Source organism: Amycolatopsis sp. NPDC051373 (assembly GCF_040689465.1).
GTDB lineage: Bacteria > Actinomycetota > Actinomycetes > Mycobacteriales > Pseudonocardiaceae > Amycolatopsis.
Genome location: NZ_JBFBAE010000001.1, coordinates 529389 through 550483, shown reverse-complemented (window position 1 = coordinate 550483; position 21095 = coordinate 529389). Strand labels below are relative to the sequence as shown.

Sequence of the window (21095 nt, the reverse complement as noted above, 5' to 3'; positions counted from 1 at the left end):
AAGGGGGACGGATGGAGACGAAATACCTGACGGTCGACGAAGCGGCCGACTACCTGAACACCGGCGTCCGATTCGTGCGTCGGCTCATCGCTGAACGACGGATCGCTTTCCACAAGGCCGGCGCGCACGTGCGGCTGGCGGTGGCAGATCTGGAGGAATTCATGCAGTTGGGGCGGGTCGAGCCGATCACTCGCGCATCGGTCCGTCGAGATCTCGGAAAGGCGGCTTGAAATGGCGAACAAACACGGCCACCGAGGGTTCGGAAGCGTTCGGCAACTGCCGTCAGGTCGCTGGCAGGCCCGATATCCCGGACCGGACGGCATCACGAGGACGGCGCCCAACACCCTCGACACGAAGCGGACGGCGGAACGTTGGCTGTCCGAGGTCGAAACGCAGATCGCGCACGGCGACTGGATCGACCCGGAACGGGCGAAGCGCAAGCTCCGCGACTACGCGGACCAGTGGATCACGGAGCGGCCGGGACTGCGTCCGCGCACGGTCGAGCTATACAAGTGGTTGCTGCGCAAGCACATAGACCCCGGCCTTGGTGGGGTCGAGCTGGGAAAGCTTTCCCCGGCTCTGGTGAGGCAGTGGCGGTCGGACCGGCTAATGGCGGGCGTCTCAGAGTCGGTGACGGCCAAGTCGTACCGCTTGCTGCGCGCGATCCTGAACACGGCGGTGGACGAAGACAAGATCCTCGTGCGCAACCCATGCCGCGTTCGGGGCGCTGACCGGGAGAACCCTGACGAACGGCCGGTGCTCACCGTGCCTCAGGTGTTCGATCTGGCCGGGCGGATGCCGGAACGGTTCCGTGCGCTGGTACTACTCGCCGCGTTCGGTTCATTGCGTTGGGGTGAGGTGACCGCCCTGCGTCGGTGCGACGTCGCCGAGGACGCGGCGTGGGTCCGGGTGTCCCGGGCGATGGTCGAGGTTCCCGGCCGTGGGCTCGTCGTCGGGCCGCCCAAGTCGCGGGCGGGTGTTCGCACGGTGATCATTCCGGCAGCCGTCCGGCCCGACCTGGTTCAGCATCTAAGGACCTGGGTCAAGCCGCCGCAGGACGCGCTGCTTTTCACCGGGGAACGAGCTGGCCATGCGGTTCGCCGTCCGAATTTCAGTCAGCGGACCCGGTGGACGGAGGTAGTGGAGAAGATGGGCCTGAAGGGGCTGCACTTCCACGATCTGCGGCACGCCGGGAACATCTGGGCGTCCAAGGCCGGCACCTCGACCAAGGACCTGATGGCGAGGATGGGGCACGACGACATGCGGGCGGCCCTGATCTACCAGCGAGCGACCAGCGACGCCGATCAGCAGATCGCGGACCGGCTGTCCAAGCTGGTCGACCGGCACCGCAAGGGCATCGAGCCGGAAGACGACGAGGGTGAGGACGGCCTACCGGTTCCGGTCGGCTAATGGCACATTAATGGCATACGAGAAATGTCAGCGCCACAAAACGAAAGCCCCAGGTCCACAGTAGACACCGTGTGACCTGGGGCTTTCGCATGAGAGCGGATGACGGGAATCGAACCCGCGTATTCAGCTTGGGAAGCTGATGTTCTACCATTGAACTACATCCGCAGTGCCTCGCCAGCTTACACGGGGGCGTGGTCGGTGTGTCCAGTGGGGCGTGGGTTGACGGCGCCGGGGGCAAGTGACAACACTTGTTGTCGGACGGGGTGGCGGCGCCGGAGGTGGATGTGGTGGACGACCCGGTGTTGTTCCGGCAGGGCGGGTTTCGGCTGGTCGCGCGGTTGCGCGGGGTCGAGGGGCTGCGAGCCGGGGACGAGCAGGTGCAGCGGCTGAGGGAGTTCGCGCAGCGGCAGGACGCGCCGGCGGATGCGTTGGTGGAGTGGTTCGGGCGGGATGCCGGGAATCGGGCGCGGTTCGAGCGGGCGTTGGTGCATGGGGGCGGCCAGGAAATCAGCCCTGAGCTGCGGGAGTTCATGGCGGCGGTCGAGGCGACGCCGTATTGGGTGGATCGGGCGAGGCTGGAGCGTGGGGCTAAGGCGATCACGCGTGCGGGGTTGCTGGGGCTGTTTCCGCTGGGCGACATGTCGTTGATGGGCGGATATCTGGCGTCGCGGGCGACGAAGGCGTTGGTGGGGACCGGGGAGATCGAGAACCGGGCTCCGAAGCGGCTGGTGGAGACGGCCGCCTGGTGGATCGACGTCACCACGCCCGGGGCGATGGACCGGACCGCGGCCGGGTTCCGGGCGGCGGTGCGGATCCGCGTGGTGCACGCGCACGTGCGGCGGGCGATGAACCAGCGCGAGGACTGGGACTACGAGCAGTGGGACCGGCCCGTCAACCAGGTCCAGACCGCGGGCACGTTGCTGCTGTTCTCGCTGGTCTACGTCTTCGGCACGCAGCTGCTCGGCCTCCGCTACACCGAACGCGAGCGCGCGGACATCCTGCACCTGTGGCGCTACATCGGCTGGCTGATGGGCGTCGACGAGGAACTCCTCCCCGCCGACGAGGGCGACGCCTGGCGCCTGCTCTGGCTCCTCGCCGCGACCGAGTTCATCCCCGACGACGACTCGAAACGCCTGGCCAAGGCCCTCGTCGAGAGCCACGCCGCGATCGGCGAGGGGCGCGGGGCGGCGGGCAAGGTGCTGGCGCACGTGAACGTCTCGGTGCACTCCGCGATCAGCCGGCTGGTGCTCGGCAAGGAGAACGCCGATTTCCTGGAGCTGCCCGACGACCCGGTCGCCCAGGCGGCGGTCGTGGCGGTGGCCGGGGTGAACTTCGCGGCGGAGACCGCCCGGCGGTTCATCCCGGGAGCCACGGCGCTGCAGGAGCTGCTCGGCGGGCTGGGGCGTCGGCGGTATCTGAAGCGGGTGCACGAGGTGTTCAAGGCGGATACGTCGTATGGGAGCGATGAGCGCGCTGCCTGAGTTCAGTTACCGTCCGAACCGGAACAGTTATCATCTGAACCAGCCTGATCCCACCTGGTTCAAAGCAGACGTTAGGCTGCGTCCGTGCTGCTCAGTGACCGTGACCTCCGCAAAGAGCTCGACGCCGGTCGGCTCGGGATTGATCCGTTTGATGCCGCGATGGTCCAGCCGTCGAGCATCGATGTGCGGTTGGATCGGTTCTTCCGGGTGTTCGACAACAGCAAGTACACGCACATCGACCCGCAGCTGCAGCAGGACGAGCTGACCTCGCTGGTCGAGAAGGAGGGCGAGGAGCCCTTCGTGCTGCACCCGGGCGAGTTCGTGCTCGGGTCGACCTACGAGATGGTCACGTTGGCCGACGACCTCGCCGGGCGGCTCGAAGGCAAGTCGTCGCTGGGGCGGTTGGGGTTGCTGACGCACTCGACCGCGGGCTTCATCGACCCGGGCTTCTCGGGGCACATCACGCTCGAGCTGTCGAACGTCGCGAACCTGCCGATCACGCTGTGGCCCGGCATGAAGATCGGCCAGCTGTGCATCTTCCGCCTGTCCAGCTCGGCGGAGTTCCCGTACGGCTCGAAGGAAGCGGGCTCCCGCTACCAGGGCCAGCGCGGCCCGACGCCGAGCCGGGCGTACAAGAACTTCCACCGCGTGGACACCTGGCGCTAGACCGACACCGGGGCCGCCCAGTCGATGCGGTGGTTCCACATGAACGCGTTGGGGTCCTCGCCGCCGGCGTTCCTGATGGTGCGCCGGATGAAGAAGTCGCGGACGACGCGGCCGAAGAAGCCCGGCGACTTGTCGTCGCCGTTGCGTTTTCCCTGCGCCACCACCGCTTCCACGCGTGAGCGGCGCAAGGCCTCGAACGTCGACAGTGCGGCGGCCGGAGCGACGTCGCGCAGGCATTGCGCCAGAGTGACGGCGTCCTCGATCGCCATCGACGCGCCCTGGCCGGCCGCCGGTGACGTCGCGTGGGCGGCGTCGCCGATGATGCCGATGCGGCCGCGGTGCCAGACCGGCAGGGACGGGAAGTCGTAGGTCGGCCATGGCGCGTAGAGGTGCTCCGTGGCGCCGATGATCTCGGCGGCGCGAGTGCGGTCGCCGCGCACCAGGTCCAGCAGCTCGGCGCGCCATTCAGCGGCACTCGGTACCGGTGACGAGGGCGTCGGCTCGGTCGCGCGCGGGACATTCGCGAACCACCACACTGAACCGTCCGGGTGCACGACGTGCGCGAAGAACACCTTGCGGCCGAACACCATGTGCATCACGCCCGATTCGTCGTCGAGCCGCACAGCCGTGGTGAAGCCGCCGGTGTTGAGCAGCGGGACGTACCGGGGCGCCGGCGCGGCCGGGTCGAGGATCCGGCGCACGGTGGACCGCAGGCCGTCCGCGCCGATCAGCAGGTCGCCGGACTCCGACGAGCCGTCGGCGAATACCGCGGTGACCTCGGCCGACGTCTGCGAAGCGTCCGTGAGCCGCCGGCCGAACTCCGTGCGCACCCCGCGTCTGGCGGCCTCGTCGCGCAGCGCGACGTAGAGGTCCGAGCGCCGCACGGTCTGGCTCACCGTGCCGTCGGGCAGCGGTCCGCCCAACGGGAACTCGGCGCGCCGCTTGCCGTCGCCAAGCCCGATGCTCATCCTCGGCGTGTCGAACCCCAGGCGTTTGACCAGGTCTTTCAGCCCGAACGGCGCCAGCGCGTCAAGCCCGTTCACGGCCAGCGTGAGGAACGCGCCGACCCCTTCGGCCGTGCGGTCGTACGCCTCGAACAGCACCGGCTCGTGGCCCACCTCGTGCAGCGCGATCGCCGTGATCGTGCCCGCGATACCTCCGCCCGCGATCAACACCCGTGACATCCTTCGCCCCCTCGTATAGTTCACTGAATCGAATATTTCGATGCATCGAATAATACTGTCGATCGAATGATGCGCTAGGCTGCCCGTCGTGTCAACCGAGCACGAGAAACTGGTCGACGAGCTGCTGCTCAAGTCGCGGGAGCTGTCCACGGAGACGGTCATGTTCCACACCGCGATCGCGATCCTGCGCGACCTCTCGGCAGTCGAGAGCAAGGTGCTCGACTACGTCGCGCGCCTCGGCCCGCTCACGCCGAAGGAGCTCGCGGAATACGCGGGCCTGGCGCCGGCGTCGATCACCGCGCTGATCGACCGGCTCGAGCGCAAACAGATGGTCACCCGCTCGCCGCACCCGGACGATCGGCGGAAGGTGCTCGTCGGGGTGGAAGAGGAGACGATCGAGCGGGCCGTGTCCCTGTGGGACCACATCGTGGCCGCGACGCGCGAGCTCGCGAACGACTACTCCGAAGGTGAACTCCGAACGGTGATCGGGTTCCTCGAAAGAGCCGCGGCGGTCACCCACGAGTCGACCTTGCGCCTCACCAGTCGCTCGCTGGAGTGAGTTGCGGCCACGGCCGGGTTGGAAAACGCGATTCGTTCACCGGTTCGTGGAAAGCTCGCGGACATGGGCTCGGCCGGGAAACGTCTGCTCGCGGTACTCGGCCTCCTGGCCAACTTCGTCGTGCCCGCGCACGCGGACACCGTCAAGGGATTGCAGCAGAATTACCACCAAGTGGTGTACGGCGATTTCCTCTACGCCGGCAACAGCGTGGTCAAGTGCACGCCGAGTGACGCCGACTGCGCGAAAGCCGCCAGTCGCGAGACGAAGAAGTCCGCCGGCGATTTCGCATTGCGCTGGTCCGATGTGGACTCCGACGCGAGCACGTTCGACTCTTCCACCGCGTCGGTCACGGTCCCGCCGGGCGCGAAGGTCGCGTTCGCGCGGCTGAGCTGGGGTGGCACGAGGACGGCGTGCGCGAGTCCCGCCGGCGCACCGAAGACGCAGGCCGTGCGGTTTTCCGTCGGCGCAGCCCAAACCGACGTCACGCCCGGGTCCTACAACGAAGACGGCAAGTTCTACTCCGCCTACGCCGACGTGACCGGTCAGTTCGCGACGGCCCCGACCGGCGCGCCGCTCACCCTCACCGCAGCCAACGTCTGGACCACCGCCGGCCGCGGATGCGGCGGGGGCTGGTCGGTGGCGATCGTCTTCTCCTACCCCGCGCGCGATCCGCAGTACGCGCCGGCCAAGCGCGCGGTTTACGTCTACGACGGTCACGTGCCGCAGGGTGCGAACGGTCTCGCCACGACCACCACCGTCACCGGTTTCCGCGCGGCCTCGGCCGACGCCCACGTCGGCGTGACCGCCGAAGGCGGCGACTGGGGCAGGACGGGTGACCGCTTCCTCATCAACGACAAACCCGTCGCCGAACCCGGCACCGGCGCGTCGGACAACTTCTTCGTGGCCAGCGCCGACAACGCCGCGAAACCCGACGTCAAGAACACCTTCGGCATCGACGCGAAAGCGTTCAGCAGCGACGCCGTGCCCAGCGGCGCAACCAGCGCGAAGCTCGCTTTCAGCACGACAGGGGACGATTTCGTCGCGCAGAACCTCGTGTTCTCCGTACCCGTGCCGGATCTGCAGCTCGTGACCCACGCCGATCCGCCGCGCGCGCACGCGGGCGACCAGGTCACCGTGACGGTCGGTGTCACCAACCCGAACGACACCGCGGCCACCGGCGTCGAGGTCACCGACGAGCGCTTTCCCGCCTGTGGCAAGAAGATCGGCGAGCTCGCCGCGGGCGCGACCACGGGTTACCAGTGCACGGTGACCGCCCCGGACGACGACGTCACGAGCGCCGCGAAGGTCACCGGCACCAGCACGCTCGGTGACGCACTCGACGGCAGCGCGACCACTCACGTCGACGTCGTGCACCCGGCGATCACGCTCGCGCAGCAGGTCGACAAGGCGGCTTATCGCGTCGGCGACCCCGTGACGTTCACGGTCACCGCCACCAACAGCGGTGACGTGGCGCTCCACGACGTCGCCGTGACGGACGCGAAGGTCGGCGCGTGCGCGCGCACGATCGGGACACTCGCGCCGGGCCAGCGCACCACCGGTACCTGCACGGCGAAGGCGCCGGTGCCCGACACCAGCGCGTCCGTCACCGGAACGGATCCGCTGGCCAAGACGGTGACGGCCAAGGCCGATGTCAAGGTCCCCCTCATCGCGCCCGCGCTGGACGTCACCAAGACGGTGGACCCCGCCGTCGTCCACGCCGGTGAGCAGGTGACCTGGACGATCACCGTGCGCAACACCGGCGACAGCCCGCTGAGCCCCGTGGCCGTCACCGACGCCACCACGCCGGAGTGCTCGCGGACGTTCGGCGCGCTCGCCGCCGGCGCTCAGCAGAGCTTCCCGTGCGTGGCGAACCCAGCGCTGACCACGACGAACACGGTGACGGCGACCGGTACCGACCGGTCCGGCCAGCCCGTCACCGACACCGCGTCGGCCACGGCGAAGGTGATCCACCCGGCGTTGTCGCTCACGAAGACGGCCGCGCCGGCGCGGGTGCGCGAGGGGGACCGCGTGACCTTCACCGTCACGCTGAAGAACACCGGTGACGCGCCGCTCGACGAGGTCGCGGTGGCCGACGACCGCGCACCCGGCTGTGTGCGGAAGTTCGGCACGCTCGCCCCGGAGGCCACGCAGACCTACCGGTGCGACCTGCTCGCGCCGGGCGACGACTTCACCGACCCCGCCATCGCGACCGGCAAGGATGAGCTGGGCAAACAGCTCAGCGTGACGGCCGACGCGCCAGTCGACGTCATCCATCCGACCGTCGCGGTCACGGAATCCGCCGCACCCGCGCAGGTAAGCGAAGGGGACCGCGTGGCTTTCAGCGTCACGGTGCGCAACACCGGCGACGTCCCGCTGGACGAGCTCGCCGTGACCAGCAGCAAGGTTCCCGACTGCGCCAAGCAGCTCGGAATCCTGGCACCGCAGGGGAAACAGACCTTCACCTGCACCGCGGTGGCCGGAACGGACGGCTTCCCCAACTCCGTCACCGTCACGGGAACAGACCCGACCGCCCGCACCGTCACGGCTTCGGCCGATGCGAAGTTCACCGTCCAGCACCCGGCCGTCACGCTCACCACCACCGTCCAAGGTGGACCCTTCCGCGAACACGACAGCGTGCCGATCCAGGTCACCGTCAAGAACACTGGCGACACCCCACTCACGAAGCCGCACGTCACCACCGCGGAGCGCGCCGACGCGTGCACGCAGGACCACGACACCCTGGCACCCGGCGCCACCTGGACCTTCAGCTGCACCACCATCGCACCCGCAGACGACGTCACCGAATCGCTCACCGTCACCGCCGCCCCACCGGTGGGACCGCTCGTGACGGCGAGCGCCGAGGCCACCCTCGACGTGATCCACCCGGCCATCGCCGTCACGCAGACGGTCACGCCGACGGTCGTAAAGCCAGGCGAGCCGGCGACGTTCACGATCACCGCCACCAACACGGGCGACGCCGAACTGCACGACGTCACCGTCGAAGACCCGGCAGCACCCGAATGCGCCCACCGCCTCGGAACCCTGGCCCCGCAGGCGAAACAGAACTACACCTGCACCCACTCCGCCGGCGACGACCTCACCAGCACCGCCAAAGTCACCGGCACCGATCCGTCGAACCGCCCGGTCACCGCGACCGCCGACGCGCACCTCGACGTGATCCACCCCGCCGTCACGATCACGCAGTCGGCAACGCCGCAGCAAGTGCGCGAAGGGGACCAAGTCACCTTCACGATCACAGCGAGCAACACCGGCGACGTCCCGCTCACCAAGGTGTCCATTATGGACGACAAGACCCCGGCCTGCGTCCGCCCGGACGGCAACACCCTCGCCCCCGGCGCCACCGACCACTACACCTGCACGACCAATGCCGGCTCCGACGGCTACACCAACACCGCGAAAGTCACCGCCACCGACCCGCTCGGCGGCACCGTCACCGCGACGGCCGACGCCTCCTTCACCGTCGTCCACCCCGGCCTCTCGCTCACCCGCACCGTGCACGGCGGTCCCTTTCGCGCCGGCGACGCCGTGACCACGACACTCACCGTCACCAACACCGGCGACTCACCGGTCACCGCCGTGCAAGTAACTGACGACCGAGTACCGGCGTGCGCCAAGACCTTCGCCACCCTGACCCCCGACGCGACCCAGTCCTACGACTGCACCTCACCCGCCCCCGCCGACGACACCGTGCTCACCGCACGAGTCACCGGCACCCCCACCACCGGCCCCGCACTCACCGCGACCGCCGACGCGAAAATCGACGTGATCCACCCGGCACTCACCGTGAAACCCGTTGCCGCACAGGCACAAGCGCGACCCGGCGACGACGTGACGATCACCGTCACCGTCGCCAACACCGGCGACACCCCGCTGACGAAAATCACCCTCACCGGCTGTGCCGACGCCTTCGACCAGCTGGCCACCGGCGCCGCCGCCACCTACACCTGCACCGTCAAAACCGCGCCCGACGACTTCACCACCACCGTCAACGCCACAGCCAACGACCCGACGACCCGCCCTGTGACCACGTCCGGCACCACGAACGTCGATGTGATCCACCCCGAGCTCGCGATCATGGGCGACGCCGAGCCGTACCAGGTCCGCGAAGGCGACACCGTCACGTTCTCCGTGCTGGTGAAGAACGTCGGCGACGTACCGCTGACCAAGGTGTCCGTTGTGGACGATCACACCGCCGCCTGCGGCCGCGGCTTCGCGGCCCTCGCGCCCGACGCCGAGGAGACCTACACCTGCACGACGGTCGCGGGCAAAACCGGATTCACCATTACCACCAAGGCCACCGGCACCGATCCGACCCAACGCACGGTGACGTCGTCGGCGCAAGCGTCGTTCGAGGTGCTGCAACCGAAACTCACCGTCACGAAAACCAGCACCGCAGGTCCCTTCGCCCCCGACGACTCCGTGCGGTTCGACCTCGTCCTCACCAACACCGGCGACACCAACCTGCACGACGTCCACGTCACCGACCCCCACGCTCCCGAGTGCTCGCGGACCTTCCCGACGCTGCCCGTCAACGGCATCCAGCGCTACCCGTGCACCACCACCGCGACCGGCACGACCACCGACACCACCCAGGTCAGCGCCACCCCGACCCGCGGCGCCCCCATCACCACCACCGCGCACGCGCCCGTCCCCGTGATCCACCCCGGCCTCACCGTCAGGACCGATCACCTCGACCAGCCCATCCGCTCCGGTGACCCCGTGACGTACCTGACCACCGTCCGCAACACCGGAGACGCAGCACTGCACGACGTGACCGTTCGCGCCACCGACCCGGCTTGCGCGTTCACGCTGCCCAGACTCGAGCCCGGCACCGAAACCCTCCGCGCGTGCACCCTCACGGCCCAATCGACGGCCGTCACCGACACCACCGCCACCGCCCAAGACCCCGCCGGCCACCAGCTCACGGCGGCCGCCACCACGACCACCAACGTCGAGAACTCCCCAGCCCCCAAGCGGGCCCACCCCACCCCGCGCCCAGCTCTGAACCTCACCGAACAAGCCGAGCCCACTGCCAACCCCGGCGACACCGTCACGTTCCTCGTCACCGCCGCCAACACCGGCACCACCCCGCTCACACTCGACGGCCACCACCTCGACCCCGGCAGCCGGCGCGAATGGACCCGCACCGCCACCGCACCCCGCGCAGGCACGCTCACCGACGCCGTCGAAGTCACGGCCCGACCCGACGCCGCGAAACCGCTCACCGTCCGAGCCGCCGCGACCGTCCGGATCCTCGGCCCCCACGCCCGAACGGCCGCACAAACGCAGCCGATCCCCGGCCCCGATCCGGACCGAACCACCGACGCGTTGGTCAGCCTCGCCCTCCTCGCCGCAGGTGCGCTGCTCCTGCGCGTCACCCGCAGGCCACGAGCCGTGAGCTGAGTCTCCCCAGCCTCTCTCGACCCCAGCGCGCACCGGAGATCACCATCCCCCTGCACCAGGAAACCCCCGCACCACGTGATCATTTCCCGGGCTTGATCAAATAAGGCACTGCGCCTTTCGGGGGTAACGGTCGTAATCGGTTCGTGATAGTTTTCTCGCCCGTGTCCCCCATTGGTGCGCGTGGTCGAGTGGTTTTGGTGTCACTGAGTGTTCTTCTCGGCGGTTTCTCCGCCGCTGGAGGGACAGTATGGCTCCACGACGGACCCAGCGTGGCGACTCTCGGTAGCGCCGCGACAGGGCAGTCCGACCCGCTGTCCGGCGTGCCGCCGGTCGATCCCTACGCGAAGCAGCCGTCGTCGTCCACGCCGGGCGGCATCCCGGCCCCGGGCACGGGCGGCGCGGGCGGCACCCCGACGTCCGGTTCGACCGCCCCCACGACGTCGACCTCCGCCGGCCCAGGCCCGACGTCGACGCCCGCGTCCGGCACCACGGGCTCCGGCACCCCCGCGCCGCCCAAGCCGGATCCCAAGACCACCCCGACGTCGACCACCCAGCCCCGCACCACGAACCCCTCGATGGCAGGGCAGGTCGTGGACCTCGTGAACGACGAGCGCGCCAAGGCCGGCTGCGACCCCGTCGCCGAAGAGTCCCACCTCGACCAGGCCGCGCAGGACCACAGCGACGACATGTCGGCCCGCAACTACTTCTCGCACGACACGCCTGAGGGCAAGCATTTCGACGAGCGCATCCGCGACGCCGGCTACAGCAAGCCAGGCGCCGAGAACATCGCGAAGGGCGCGACGAGTGCGAAGCAGGTGATGCAGCTGTGGATGAACTCCAGCGGACACCGCGCGAACATCCTCAACTGCTCGCTGACCAAGCTCGGCGTCGGCGTGACCACCGCCGGCTGGTACTGGACGCAGGACTTCGGGTACTGAACAAGCCCTACCGCGAATCCTCGATCGGCCGCGTGGTCAAGTCGCCGTAGCGCGCCAGCACGGCCGCCCGCAGGCTCGGATCCGTCCGCGGCACCGGCTCGATGAACACCTCGGTGACGTCGTGGAACCCCTCGGTCAGCTCGCCCGCGATCCGCACGCAGGCGAACTCGACATCGGCCGCGCCCAGTGAATCGTCGAAGTCCACGCGGGCGCACACCAGCACCTGGTCCGTACCCATCAGCATCGTCTGCAGGTCCACCAGTGCCTCGATCTCGGGCGCCGCCACGAGGTGGTCGCGCACGCCGCGCACGATCCGCGGATCGGCCTGGCGCCCCACTAGCAGACCCCGGTTGGTGCGCCCCAGGAGGTACGCGACGCAGGCGAGCAGCAGGCCGATGAGGATCGACGCGATCCCGTCGTAGAGCGAAGAACCCGTGAGCTGGTGCAACCCGATACCGGCGAATGCGAGCAGCAGGCCGATCAGCGCGGCTGAGTCCTCGAACAGCACAGTCTTGGGCGCGGGATCGTCGATCATGCGCAGGTAAGTGAAGAACGAGCGGCCCTCGGCCCTCGACTCCTTGCGCACCTGCCGAATGGCCTGCAGCCACGAGATGCCCTCGAGCACGAACGCCGCAGCGAGCACACCGTAGGCGACGATCGGGTCGGTCTGCTCCTCCGGCTCGCCGAACACGGTGGTGAAGCCTTCGTACAGCGCGAACATCGCGCCCGAGGCGAAGATCGAGACGGCCGCGAGCAGCGACCAGAAGTAGCGCTCCTTGCCGTAGCCGAACGGGTGGACGCGGTCGGCCGGGCGCTCCGAACGCTTCAACGCCGTGAGCAGCAGGACCTCGGTGATGGTGTCGGCGAAGGAGTGCGCGGCCTCCGACAGCATCGCGCCCGAGCCGGTGATGATCCCGGCGATCAGCTTCAGGATGGCGATGGCCAGGTTCACGCCGCCGGCCAGCAGCACCGTGAGGGTGCTCTCGCCGCCCGATTCCTCTTGCTCACTCACGCGCAGAAGACTAGCCGCGCGGGTGGGTCAGAGTCGGTTGAGACCCGAAAGCACTCGCTCCATGAGCGCGATCGCCGGCCGGCCGTCCTCTTTGCGCTGCGGCGCGTGGATCGTCACGAGGCCGAGCTCGGCCAGGTCGTCGAGCAGGACCCGGGCGACGCCGAGCGGAACGCTCAGCGTGGCGGCGACCTCGGCCACCGAGCGCGGGTACAGGCACAGCGACCGCACGATCCGGAACTCGCCCTTCACCTGCGGCCCGTTCCAGCGCGGGTCCCGGGCGTTGGCCTTCACGAGCGCCTCGACGGCGAGGTTGCGGCGGGAATGCGTGCGGCCACGGGTGAGGACGTACGGCCGGACGAGCGTCCGCGGGCCGGGAACCGGTGACGGGTCGGAGACCCAGCCGTCGCCCGCCACGGGCTCGCCCGCGAACTCCTCGGGCACTTCGCTCGGCCAAACGGGTTCGGGGGCCCGGCCCGGCGCGACGCTGACTCGCCCGGAAGGTGGAAAGGGGGTTCCCGAGTGACCGATGTAACCAGGCCCGCTGTACCCGTTCACCACGTCGCGCCCCCTTATATCGGTAGCCGAATTCGCTTCCCGCAAGCGGCGTTGGTCGCGAGGAATCGTAGATTACGCCCGTTGTCCTGCCTGTCATCGGCAATGTGACGAAGCCGGACCAGAGGTGCAGAAATTGTGCACGGTAAACGTTTTCGCAGCCATTCCGGTACGTCCGTGCCTCTTGCGTCAAACGTTTACCGGAATTCGCCGACGGGCCGTGAGCGCGAGTACCGAAAGCGTCGCGGCCACGAGGACCACCTGTTCGATCAGCGCGCCCGGGTTGCCCGCGGCGGTCAGCAGACCGACCCAGCAGTACGTGACAATCGCGCCTGCTGCCAGGGAAAACGCGGGCGGGCGGCAGCGCACGGCGAACGCGACCACGGCCACTTCGAGCGCCAGCATCAACGCGACCGTGCCCCACGAATGGAGCAACACGGTCTTGTCCACCAGGTGGAACAGCGTGCTCACCCCCAGCCCGACGGTGAACCCGGCCCACGCCGAGCCCCGCGTGTCAAGGGTTCGGACGGGCAGGCGCAAGGCAAACCACACGAGCCCGACGGCGACCACGGCCGCGCCGACGAGCTGTCCGGGCGCCGCGAGGAACGCCGGAGTTCCCATCATGCGAGACACCAGGAATGTCCCCACCGCGCCGACGAGCAGCGCGCAGGTCCACGCCACCGTGCCTGGCCGGCGCAGCCACCGCTCGCGCCCGGAGAACGCGTCCGCGATCGCGATCGGCGCGCAGATGCTCCAGACCACGTGCAGCGTCAGCACGAACACCGTCCACTGGCCACCGATGCCGAGCCCGGGCACGTGCGCGGGGCTCAGGAGGTCGAGGCCGAGGTAGTGCGGGTTGAACAACGTTTGCGTGAGCAGGCCTTCTTCGACGACGCCGAAAGCCAGCGCGAGCGTGAGGATCGTCGGCCGGCCCCGGCCGCGGCGGCGCGCGACCTCGCGGATCAGTACCGCGGCCGAGCCGTAGAGCGCCACGAACATCGCGAACATGCCGAGTTGCTGGGTGATCAATACCTGGCCGGGCGGCCCGGCCAGGTATTGATCACCGAGCAGGAATTCGGCGACGAACGGGGAGAACAGAGCGAGCGCGACAACCGCTGTCTTGCGAAATGGCATGAGGTGATCGTGTCGCTCTGCGAGCATTCGTACACGGGCCGTTAATCACGACTGTTCCCGTGACAAATGATCGAGAAACGCCCCTTTCATGATGGCGAGCCATCATGAAAGGGGCGTTCATTCCAGTTTGGGACCGGCTATTCGGCCGAAGCCGACTGCTCCTCGTCCGCTGCTTCTGCCGGAGCCTCCTCCAGTGACGGCGCCCCCGTCGCCACCAAGGCGGACTCCGGCTTGCGCTTCACCGCCGTGAGCAGCAGCTGAGCCACGTCCACGACCTCGACCCGCTCGCTCGCGAGGCCGTCGCTCTGGCGCGCGGTCACGCCGTCGGTGAGCATCACGCGGCAGAACGGGCAGCCGGTCGCGATCTTCGACGGCGCGGTGCCGAGCGCCTCGTCCACGCGCTCGACGTTGATCCGCTTGCCGATCTTCTCTTCCATCCACATCCGCGCGCCGCCGGCGCCGCAGCACATGGACCGGTCACCGTGGCGGGGCATCTCGCGCAACTTCGCGCCCGAAGCCCCGACGAGCTCACGCGGAGCGTCGTAGACCTTGTTGTGGCGGCCGAGGTAGCACGGGTCGTGGTAGGTGACGTCCTCCGCGACGGGCGCGACCGGCGTCAGGTACTTCTCCCGCACCAGGCGGTTGAGCAGCTGCGTGTGGTGCACGACGTCGAACTGGCCGCCCAGCTCCGGGTACTCGTTGGCCAGCGTGTTGAAGCAGTGGGCGCAGGTCACCACGACCTTGCGCGCCTTGCGCTCGCGGCCCTCGAACACCGAGTTCAGGACCTCGACGTTCTGCTGGGCCAGCATCTGGAACAGGAACTCGTTGCCCGCGCGGCGCGCCGGGTCACCGGTGCACGACTCCTCCGAGCCGAGCACGGTGTACTTCACGCCCGCGATGTGCAGCAGCTCGGCCACGGCGCGCGTGGTCTTCTTCGCGCGGTCCTCGAAGGCACCGGCGCAGCCGACCCAGAACAGGTACTCTGCGTCACCCAGGTCGCCTTCGAAGACGGGCACCTCGAAGTCGAGGTCCTCCGTCCACTGGAGACGGTCCTTGGCGTTCTGGCCCCACGGGTTGCCCTTGTTCTCCAGGTTCTTGAACATGCCGTTGAGCTCGGTGGGGAACGAAGACTCGATCATCACCTGGTAGCGGCGCATGTCGACAATGTGGTCGACGTGCTCGATGTCCACCGGGCACTGCTCCACGCAGGCGCCACACGAAGTGCAGGACCACAGCATGTCGGGGTCGATCACGCCCCCGTCTTCGGCGCCGCCGATCAACGGCCGCTCGGACTCGGCCAGCGCCAGCACGTCGATACCCGCATGCGAGTTGTCGCCGGTCAAACCGATCTCGTCGCCCGCCATGTCCCGCTTGCCGCCGGCCAGCAGGTACGGCGCCTTCGCGTACGCGTGGTCGCGCAGCTGCGTGATCAGCAGCTTCGGCGACAGCGGCTTGCCCGTGTTCCACGCGGGGCACTGCGACTGGCAGCGCCCGCACTCGGTGCAGGTGGAGAAGTCGAGCCAGCCCTTCCAGCTGAAGTCCTCGACCTTGCCGACGCCGAACGTGTCCTCGTCCGGATCGGCTTCCTCGAGGTCGAGCACCTTGCCCTTGCTCATCATCGGCTTCACCGCGCCGAGCGCGACGCCACCGTCGTCCTCGCGCTTGAAGTAGATGTTGAAGAACGCGCTGAAGCGGTGCCACGCGATGCCCATGGTCATCGTGCGGGCCACCACGATCAGCCACACCGTGGCGCTCATCAGCTTGATGAACGCGAACACCGACACGAGCGCGGCGCTGGCAGGCAGCGCGTGCGAAAGCGGGTTGGACACGAAGGCGGCCCACGTCGGCGTCTCGTGCACGCCCATCGCGGCCTTGGCCGCGCGCACGCCGATGATGCCGATGCCCTCGATGATCACCACGGCCTCGACGAAGTAGGCCCACTTGAAGTTCGAGCCCGCGAAGCGCGACTGCCGGTCGGCACGGCGCGGGTGGTTGGCCTGGCGAATGATCACCAGGCCGATGCCGCCGACGATCGTGGCCACGCCGAGCAGCTCCATGAGCAGGCTCCACAGCGACCAGTCCTCGAGGACTGGCCAGCCCCACGTCGGCACGAACACCTCGCCGTAGGCCTCGAACAGCGCGAGCGACCCGATGAGGAAGCCCCACATCACCATCCAGTGCCAGGGCGCGACCTGACGGAACTTCGCCATGCGCGTGTGCGCGGCGAACTCCTTGATCAGGGTGCCGAGCCGCGGCATGAACGGTCCGTTGCGCGTCGGGTCGGGCTGGCCCAGCCGGATCACCCGCACGAAGCGGGCGATGGTGGCGATGAACAGTCCCCAGGCGACGATGCCCAGGAGGACCGAGATCCCCCCGAGCGTCAGCTCTACAGCGCCCATCGTCGGGTGCCTTTCGTCCGGTGTGGTGGTGCCGGTGCCTGTGCGTTTCTCACAGCGCCGGTGCCGAGCAGGGTAACGCTTCTTACTGATGGGTAACTGGTTGGCAGCGCCCAAGTCCCACCGATGTGGTGCACGCCTCGCTGGCTAGTGAGACGATCGTTCAGGTAGTTTCGTACTCATGGGTGCTTACTTGTACCTCGCTTTGGCGATCGCCGCAGAAGTGACGGCCACCGTTTCCCTGAAGCTCTCCGAGGGCTTCACGAAAGTCTTGCCGTCCGCGCTGGTCGCCGTCGGGTACGGCGTAGCGTTCTTCGCACTTTCCCGCGTGCTGAAGTCGGGGTTGCCGCTCGGCATCGCGTACGCGGTGTGGGCCGCCGTCGGCGTGGCGCTCGTGGCGATCATCGGGGTCCTGTTCCTCAAGGAACCGATCAACCTGGTGATGGCCGGCGGGCTCGTGCTCGTGATCGGCGGGGTGGTGCTGATCGAGGTCGGGAGCAACCAGTGAAGATCCAGGTCGACGGACGCAAGGCGCGCGGCGACAAGCGGCGCGCGGAGATCATCGCGGCCACCCTGCGGGTGATCGAGCGCGACGGCGTCGCAGGGGTCACGCACCGCACGGTGGCGGTGGAGGCCGACGTGCCCACCGCGTCGACCACGTACCACTTCGCCTCGCTCGACGACCTGCTCGTGGCCACGCTCGTCTCCTGCGCGCGCGACATGGCCACCGAGGTCTACTGGATGATCGACCGCGCCCGTTCCCGCGGCAGCCGCGGCGCCGAAGAGGTCGCCGGCCTGCTCGCGGAGGCACTCGGACCGCGCCGCGGGCGCACGATGGCCGAGTACGAGCTGTACCTGCTGGCCGCGCGCAAACCCGAGCTGCGCCCGGCCGCGCGGCGCTGGCTCGACGTCCTCACGTCCATGGTCCGCCACGACAACGAGGTCGCGTTCCGCGTGTTCCTCGCCGGCATCGACGGCTTGCTGATCCAGGGCCTGATCGACGACGAACCGCCCTCGGCCGAAGAGCTGCGGCCGGTAGTGGACTACCTCCTCAAGCCTCGTTGAAACTCCCGTGCGCTCTTTTCACGAGTTCGGCTAACTTGCCCGCATGCGGATCGCAGGCGACTACGAACTCGACGACGACCCCGGCCGGCTCGATCTCGACGTGCTGTGGAAGTTCCTCTCCACCGAGGCCTACTGGGGCCGCTGGCGCACGCGTGATCAGGTCGAGGCGGCCGTCGCCGGGTCCTGGCGCGTGGTCGGCGCGTACGAGCGCGCCACCGGCCGCCAGGTCGGCTTCGCGCGGGCGATCTCCGACGGCGTGACGTCGGCCTACCTCGCCGACGTGTTCGTGGTCGAGGACGCACGTGGTTCGGGGCTGGGCAAGGAGATCGTGCGCGAGATGATCGACAACGGCCCGGGCGCCGGCATGCGCTGGATGCTGCACACGGCCGACGCGCACGGGCTGTACCGGCAGTTCGGGTTCGGCGAGCACACCAAGGGCCGGTTCCTCGAACGCGAGGGTGCCAACCGGGAAGCGCTCCGGTAGACCGGTCGGTCGAATTTTCAGTTGTCCTTGGCGGACAACAACTTCGAGAAGTGCGCCGCCCCGGCACGGGCGGCACGTTCGAGGTCCGAGCGGCGGTCGGCGAACTGATGCACCGGCACCGAGAACGCGACCGCACCCGTCACGCGTTGCTCGGTGTCGAGCACCGGCGCGGACACGCACGCCAGCTGGGGCTGGAACTCCTCGATCTCCAGCGCGATCCCCGAGCGCGCCACGGTTTCGAGCTCCGTCTCGAGGTCGCGCGACGTCACGCGGGTGCGGTCGGTGAGACGGGGCATGCCCGCGCCGGCGAGGTAGTCGCGGCGTTCGCGCGCCGGCAGCGACGCCAGCATCACCTTGCCGAACGCGGTGGCGTGCGCGGCTTCGTGGAAACCGAAGTCGAGCGGCTGGGCGCGCGGGAACTCCGGCGAGTCGGCGACGGCCGCGACGACGACGTCGGTGTCTCGGAAGACCGTGTAGTACGCGGGCGCGCTCACGCGCAGGTGCAGCTGGTGCAGGCCGTCGCGCAGCTGGTGGTCGACGTCGAGCTCGCCGAGCAGGCTGTGGTAGAGGCCGCCGACCTTGTAGCCGAGGCCGAATCCCCGGCCGTGGCCGAGGCGGATCAAATAGCCTTCGTGGACCAGCGTGTTGAGCAGGTGGTAGGTGGTCGAGAGCTTGTAACCGGCGCGCCGGGCCACGGCTTTGGCCGCGATGCCGTCACCGGCGCCGGCCACGATCTCGAGCACGCGCAGCGCCCGCTGCGCCGAACCGATCAGCCCGCTGGGTTCCTTCTCGGTGATGTCGTCGTCGGAAAGCGGCAGGGCGGGTTCGGACACAGCGGCACCTCCGTGAAACCGTTCGGCAGTGAACGGGCGATCACATGCGCCCACCACCATACGTGCTCCGAACGGCTCAAGTGGAGCACCCGGTCGGCAACGATTCCGACGTCGCCGCGGGTGCTCACACCGACCGGGCCTCGGCTTCACCCGGTGAGATCAGTGCAGGTCGCCCGCCGACCGGCCGTGGTGACTCCGGCGTACCGGGATCTCGGCCCGCTGGACCGAACGGGTGAGTCCCGGCGTCACACCGGTACTTTCGAGTTCGAACCGATCTCGGCCGCCGCTTCGGTCCTCCCGCAGCCGTCCGGCACCTCGAGGTCGTACAGGCGAGCCGCGTTGAGGCCGAGGATCTTCTTCTTCACGTCCGTGGTGAGCTCACCGTACTCGTCCTGGAAGTCCTCCGGCATCTCGAAGTCCACAAAGGACTCGATCAGCCACTTCGGGTGCTGGAGCCCGTAGTCGCTGGCGAACGTGATCCGGTTCTCGTCCATCCAGTAGAGCAGTTCGCCGATGATCTCGGCGAACTGGCGCGGCCGGGTGAGGATGGCGGGCAACGCGAGCGCGAGGCCGGCGTACACGTTCGGCTCCTGCGTGGCGATCCAGCAGAAGTCCTGCAGCCGCGCCAAGCCCACGTGCTCGACGATGAAGCGCAGGTCGGGGAACGCTGCGGCGACCTCGTCGAGGCCGGCGGCGTCGAAGGCCGCGGACGCGTCGGAGCCGCCCGTGCCATCCGAGCCGTCGCGGTCGAGCGGGCGGATCGAGGGGGTGGCGTGGAGGTGGATGTTGCGGATGCCGAGCTCCTGGCACTTCTCCAGGAAGCGGTAGGAGTCCGGGTCCGACAGCTGCCGGCCCGCCTGTTCGGTGGTGACGAGCTTGACGCCCTTGAGGTTCCCGGCGACCGGCTCGAGGCCGGCGACGGTGAACCGGCCGGGGTACCGCTCGGTCAGCACGCTCCCGGGTGCCGCGCCGTCGGGGTCGGCGGTGGCGGCGGGCTGGAAGATCGCGTGGTCCACGTACCCGGTTTCGAACAGGTCGTGGACGATCGTTTCCTCGCTCTGGTGGCGAAAGCCGACTTCCGTCGGCGTCCAGAAGTGCACGTGACCGTCGACGATGAAGTAGCGCTCGCCGTCCTTTTCGTACATCGGTGCCGGCTCCCTTGCGGTACGAGGTACGTGCTGATGTGCAGCTTCCGATCGTCTTCCCCGGCGAGGGAGCGGGTCAACGGCAGTGATTCCACCTGTCGGAAAAACACCACAGGGCCACCGCGAGCGAACCCGCGGTGGCCCTGCTATCGGTGAAACTCAGCCCTTGTTCTCGTAGACCGCCGTGATCGTGGCGCGAGCCAGGGTGTGGCCGAACAGGTTGAAGCCGAGGAACGCGGGCGTGGCGTCGCCGTCGATCTCCAGGGAGTCGACGTCGAGCGCGTGCACCACGAAGTAGTAGCGGTGCGGGCCGTGCCCGGGCGGCGGGGCGGCGCCGAGGAACTGCTTCACGCCGCCGTCACCCTTCAGAGTGACAGCGCCCTCGGGCAGGCCGGAGCCGTTCGCGTCGCCGGCGTTGGCGGCCAGCTCGGTGACCGACGCGGGGACGTTGAACACGGCCCAGTGCCAGAAACCGCTCGCGGTCGGGGCGTCGGGGTCGTACACCGTGACCGCGAAGCTGCGCGTGCCCTCGGGGAAGCCCTCCCACGACAGCTGCGGCGACCGGTCTTCGCCACCGGCGCCGAAGATGCCGGACAGGTGCGGCGTCGCGAGCGTCTCGCCCTCGGCGATGTCCGTGCTGCGCAGCGTGAACGACGGCACGGACGGCAGGAAATCGTAGGGATTGGGCGATTGAGGCATCAATCCTCCTGAACGCGTTGATCTTGGAAGTCCAGTCGGCTCCAGGCTATGACCCTGACCCGGACCCCGGCACCTCAGGGATGTTTCGGGGGGTTTACCGGATGTCGCGGCAC

General features: G+C 68.7%; 18 protein-coding genes and 1 tRNA gene. 10 read left to right on the top strand and 9 right to left on the bottom strand.

Going from position 1 to position 21095, the window contains the following annotated elements:
- Positions 1-11: 11 nt before the first annotated feature.
- Together AB0383_RS02705 and AB0383_RS02700 are read left to right on the top strand one after the other, a co-directional pair.
- The gene (locus AB0383_RS02705) at positions 12-230 is read left to right on the top strand and encodes an excisionase family DNA-binding protein (RefSeq protein WP_366184694.1); all 219 of its coding nucleotides are present in this window, start codon (positions 12-14) and stop codon (positions 228-230) included.
- A 1-nt stretch (position 231) separates the two neighbouring features.
- Positions 232-1410: a tyrosine-type recombinase/integrase gene (locus tag AB0383_RS02700; protein WP_366184692.1), complete on the top strand. Its 1179-nt coding sequence runs from the start codon at positions 232-234 to the stop codon at positions 1408-1410.
- A gap of 94 nt (positions 1411-1504) precedes the next feature.
- On the opposite strand, the gene AB0383_RS02695 is transcribed toward AB0383_RS02700, so the two are convergent.
- Positions 1505-1575, bottom strand: a tRNA-Gly gene (locus AB0383_RS02695).
- A 119-nt stretch (positions 1576-1694) separates the two neighbouring features.
- Between AB0383_RS02695 and AB0383_RS02690 the strand changes: the two genes are divergently transcribed.
- Both AB0383_RS02690 and dcd read left to right on the top strand, forming a co-directional pair.
- Complete coding sequence (locus AB0383_RS02690; protein WP_366184899.1) at positions 1695-2891, top strand: oxygenase MpaB family protein; 1197 nt, start codon at positions 1695-1697, stop codon at positions 2889-2891.
- An 84-nt stretch (positions 2892-2975) separates the two neighbouring features.
- Positions 2976-3557 carry a dCTP deaminase gene (dcd, locus tag AB0383_RS02685; RefSeq protein ID WP_220245217.1) on the top strand — a complete coding sequence of 194 codons (582 nt, stop codon included), beginning with the start codon at positions 2976-2978 and terminating at the stop codon, positions 3555-3557.
- On the opposite strand, the gene AB0383_RS02680 is transcribed toward dcd, so the two are convergent.
- On the bottom strand, positions 3554-4741 hold the full coding sequence (locus tag AB0383_RS02680) for an FAD-dependent monooxygenase (protein WP_366184689.1): 1188 nt from the start codon (positions 4739-4741) through the stop codon (positions 3554-3556). The genes dcd and AB0383_RS02680 overlap by 4 nt on opposite strands.
- A gap of 88 nt (positions 4742-4829) precedes the next feature.
- On the opposite strand from AB0383_RS02680, the gene AB0383_RS02675 reads away from it, so the two are divergent.
- The 3 genes from AB0383_RS02675 to AB0383_RS02665 all read left to right on the top strand — a co-directional run bounded on the left by AB0383_RS02675 (position 4830) and on the right by AB0383_RS02665 (position 11662).
- The gene (locus AB0383_RS02675; protein ID WP_364169537.1) at positions 4830-5300 is read left to right on the top strand and encodes a MarR family transcriptional regulator; all 471 of its coding nucleotides are present in this window, start codon (positions 4830-4832) and stop codon (positions 5298-5300) included.
- Positions 5301-5363: 63 nt separating this feature from the next.
- Positions 5364-10724, top strand: a complete 5361-nt coding sequence (locus AB0383_RS02670; RefSeq protein ID WP_366184687.1) for a hypothetical protein — start codon at positions 5364-5366, stop codon at positions 10722-10724.
- 188 nt (positions 10725-10912) lie between these two features.
- Positions 10913-11662 carry a CAP domain-containing protein gene (locus tag AB0383_RS02665; RefSeq protein ID WP_364169532.1) on the top strand — a complete coding sequence of 250 codons (750 nt, stop codon included), beginning with the start codon at positions 10913-10915 and terminating at the stop codon, positions 11660-11662.
- Positions 11663-11669: 7 nt separating this feature from the next.
- Here the strand turns inward: AB0383_RS02665 and AB0383_RS02660 are convergent, their stop codons facing one another.
- The 4 genes from AB0383_RS02660 to AB0383_RS02645 form a co-directional block, all read right to left on the bottom strand.
- Complete coding sequence (locus AB0383_RS02660) at positions 11670-12674, bottom strand: cation diffusion facilitator family transporter (RefSeq protein ID WP_364169529.1); 1005 nt, start codon at positions 12672-12674, stop codon at positions 11670-11672.
- A gap of 27 nt (positions 12675-12701) precedes the next feature.
- Positions 12702-13115, bottom strand: a complete 414-nt coding sequence (locus tag AB0383_RS02655; RefSeq protein WP_366184684.1) for a DUF742 domain-containing protein — start codon at positions 13113-13115, stop codon at positions 12702-12704.
- Between the two features lie 300 nt (positions 13116-13415).
- Positions 13416-14360 carry a hypothetical protein gene (locus tag AB0383_RS02650; protein WP_364169524.1) on the bottom strand — a complete coding sequence of 315 codons (945 nt, stop codon included), beginning with the start codon at positions 14358-14360 and terminating at the stop codon, positions 13416-13418.
- 137 nt (positions 14361-14497) lie between these two features.
- A complete protein-coding gene (locus AB0383_RS02645) occupies positions 14498-16759 on the bottom strand; it encodes a (Fe-S)-binding protein (protein ID WP_364169521.1) in 2262 nt (753 codons plus the stop codon).
- A 178-nt stretch (positions 16760-16937) separates the two neighbouring features.
- Between AB0383_RS02645 and AB0383_RS02640 the strand changes: the two genes are divergently transcribed.
- The 3 genes from AB0383_RS02640 to AB0383_RS02630 are packed head-to-tail and all read left to right on the top strand — an operon-like array spanning position 16938 to position 18305.
- Positions 16938-17264 (top strand): multidrug efflux SMR transporter, encoded by a 327-nt coding sequence (locus tag AB0383_RS02640; RefSeq protein WP_364169519.1) that lies wholly within the window; start codon positions 16938-16940, stop codon positions 17262-17264.
- Positions 17261-17821 carry a TetR family transcriptional regulator gene (locus AB0383_RS02635; RefSeq protein ID WP_366184681.1) on the top strand — a complete coding sequence of 187 codons (561 nt, stop codon included), beginning with the start codon at positions 17261-17263 and terminating at the stop codon, positions 17819-17821. The genes AB0383_RS02640 and AB0383_RS02635 overlap by 4 nt, the downstream gene beginning before the upstream one ends.
- Positions 17822-17864: 43 nt before the next feature.
- A complete protein-coding gene (locus AB0383_RS02630; RefSeq protein ID WP_220245228.1) occupies positions 17865-18305 on the top strand; it encodes a GNAT family N-acetyltransferase in 441 nt (146 codons plus the stop codon).
- Positions 18306-18322: 17 nt separating this feature from the next.
- Here the strand turns inward: AB0383_RS02630 and AB0383_RS02625 are convergent, their stop codons facing one another.
- The 3 genes from AB0383_RS02625 to AB0383_RS02615 form a co-directional block, all read right to left on the bottom strand.
- Positions 18323-19138, bottom strand: a complete 816-nt coding sequence (locus AB0383_RS02625; RefSeq protein WP_354865302.1) for an IclR family transcriptional regulator — start codon at positions 19136-19138, stop codon at positions 18323-18325.
- Positions 19139-19383: 245 nt separating this feature from the next.
- Positions 19384-20283, bottom strand: a complete 900-nt coding sequence (locus AB0383_RS02620; RefSeq protein ID WP_366184678.1) for an amidohydrolase family protein — start codon at positions 20281-20283, stop codon at positions 19384-19386.
- A gap of 159 nt (positions 20284-20442) precedes the next feature.
- Complete coding sequence (locus AB0383_RS02615; RefSeq protein WP_364169509.1) at positions 20443-20982, bottom strand: YbhB/YbcL family Raf kinase inhibitor-like protein; 540 nt, start codon at positions 20980-20982, stop codon at positions 20443-20445.
- Between the last annotated feature and the right edge of the window lie 113 nt (positions 20983-21095).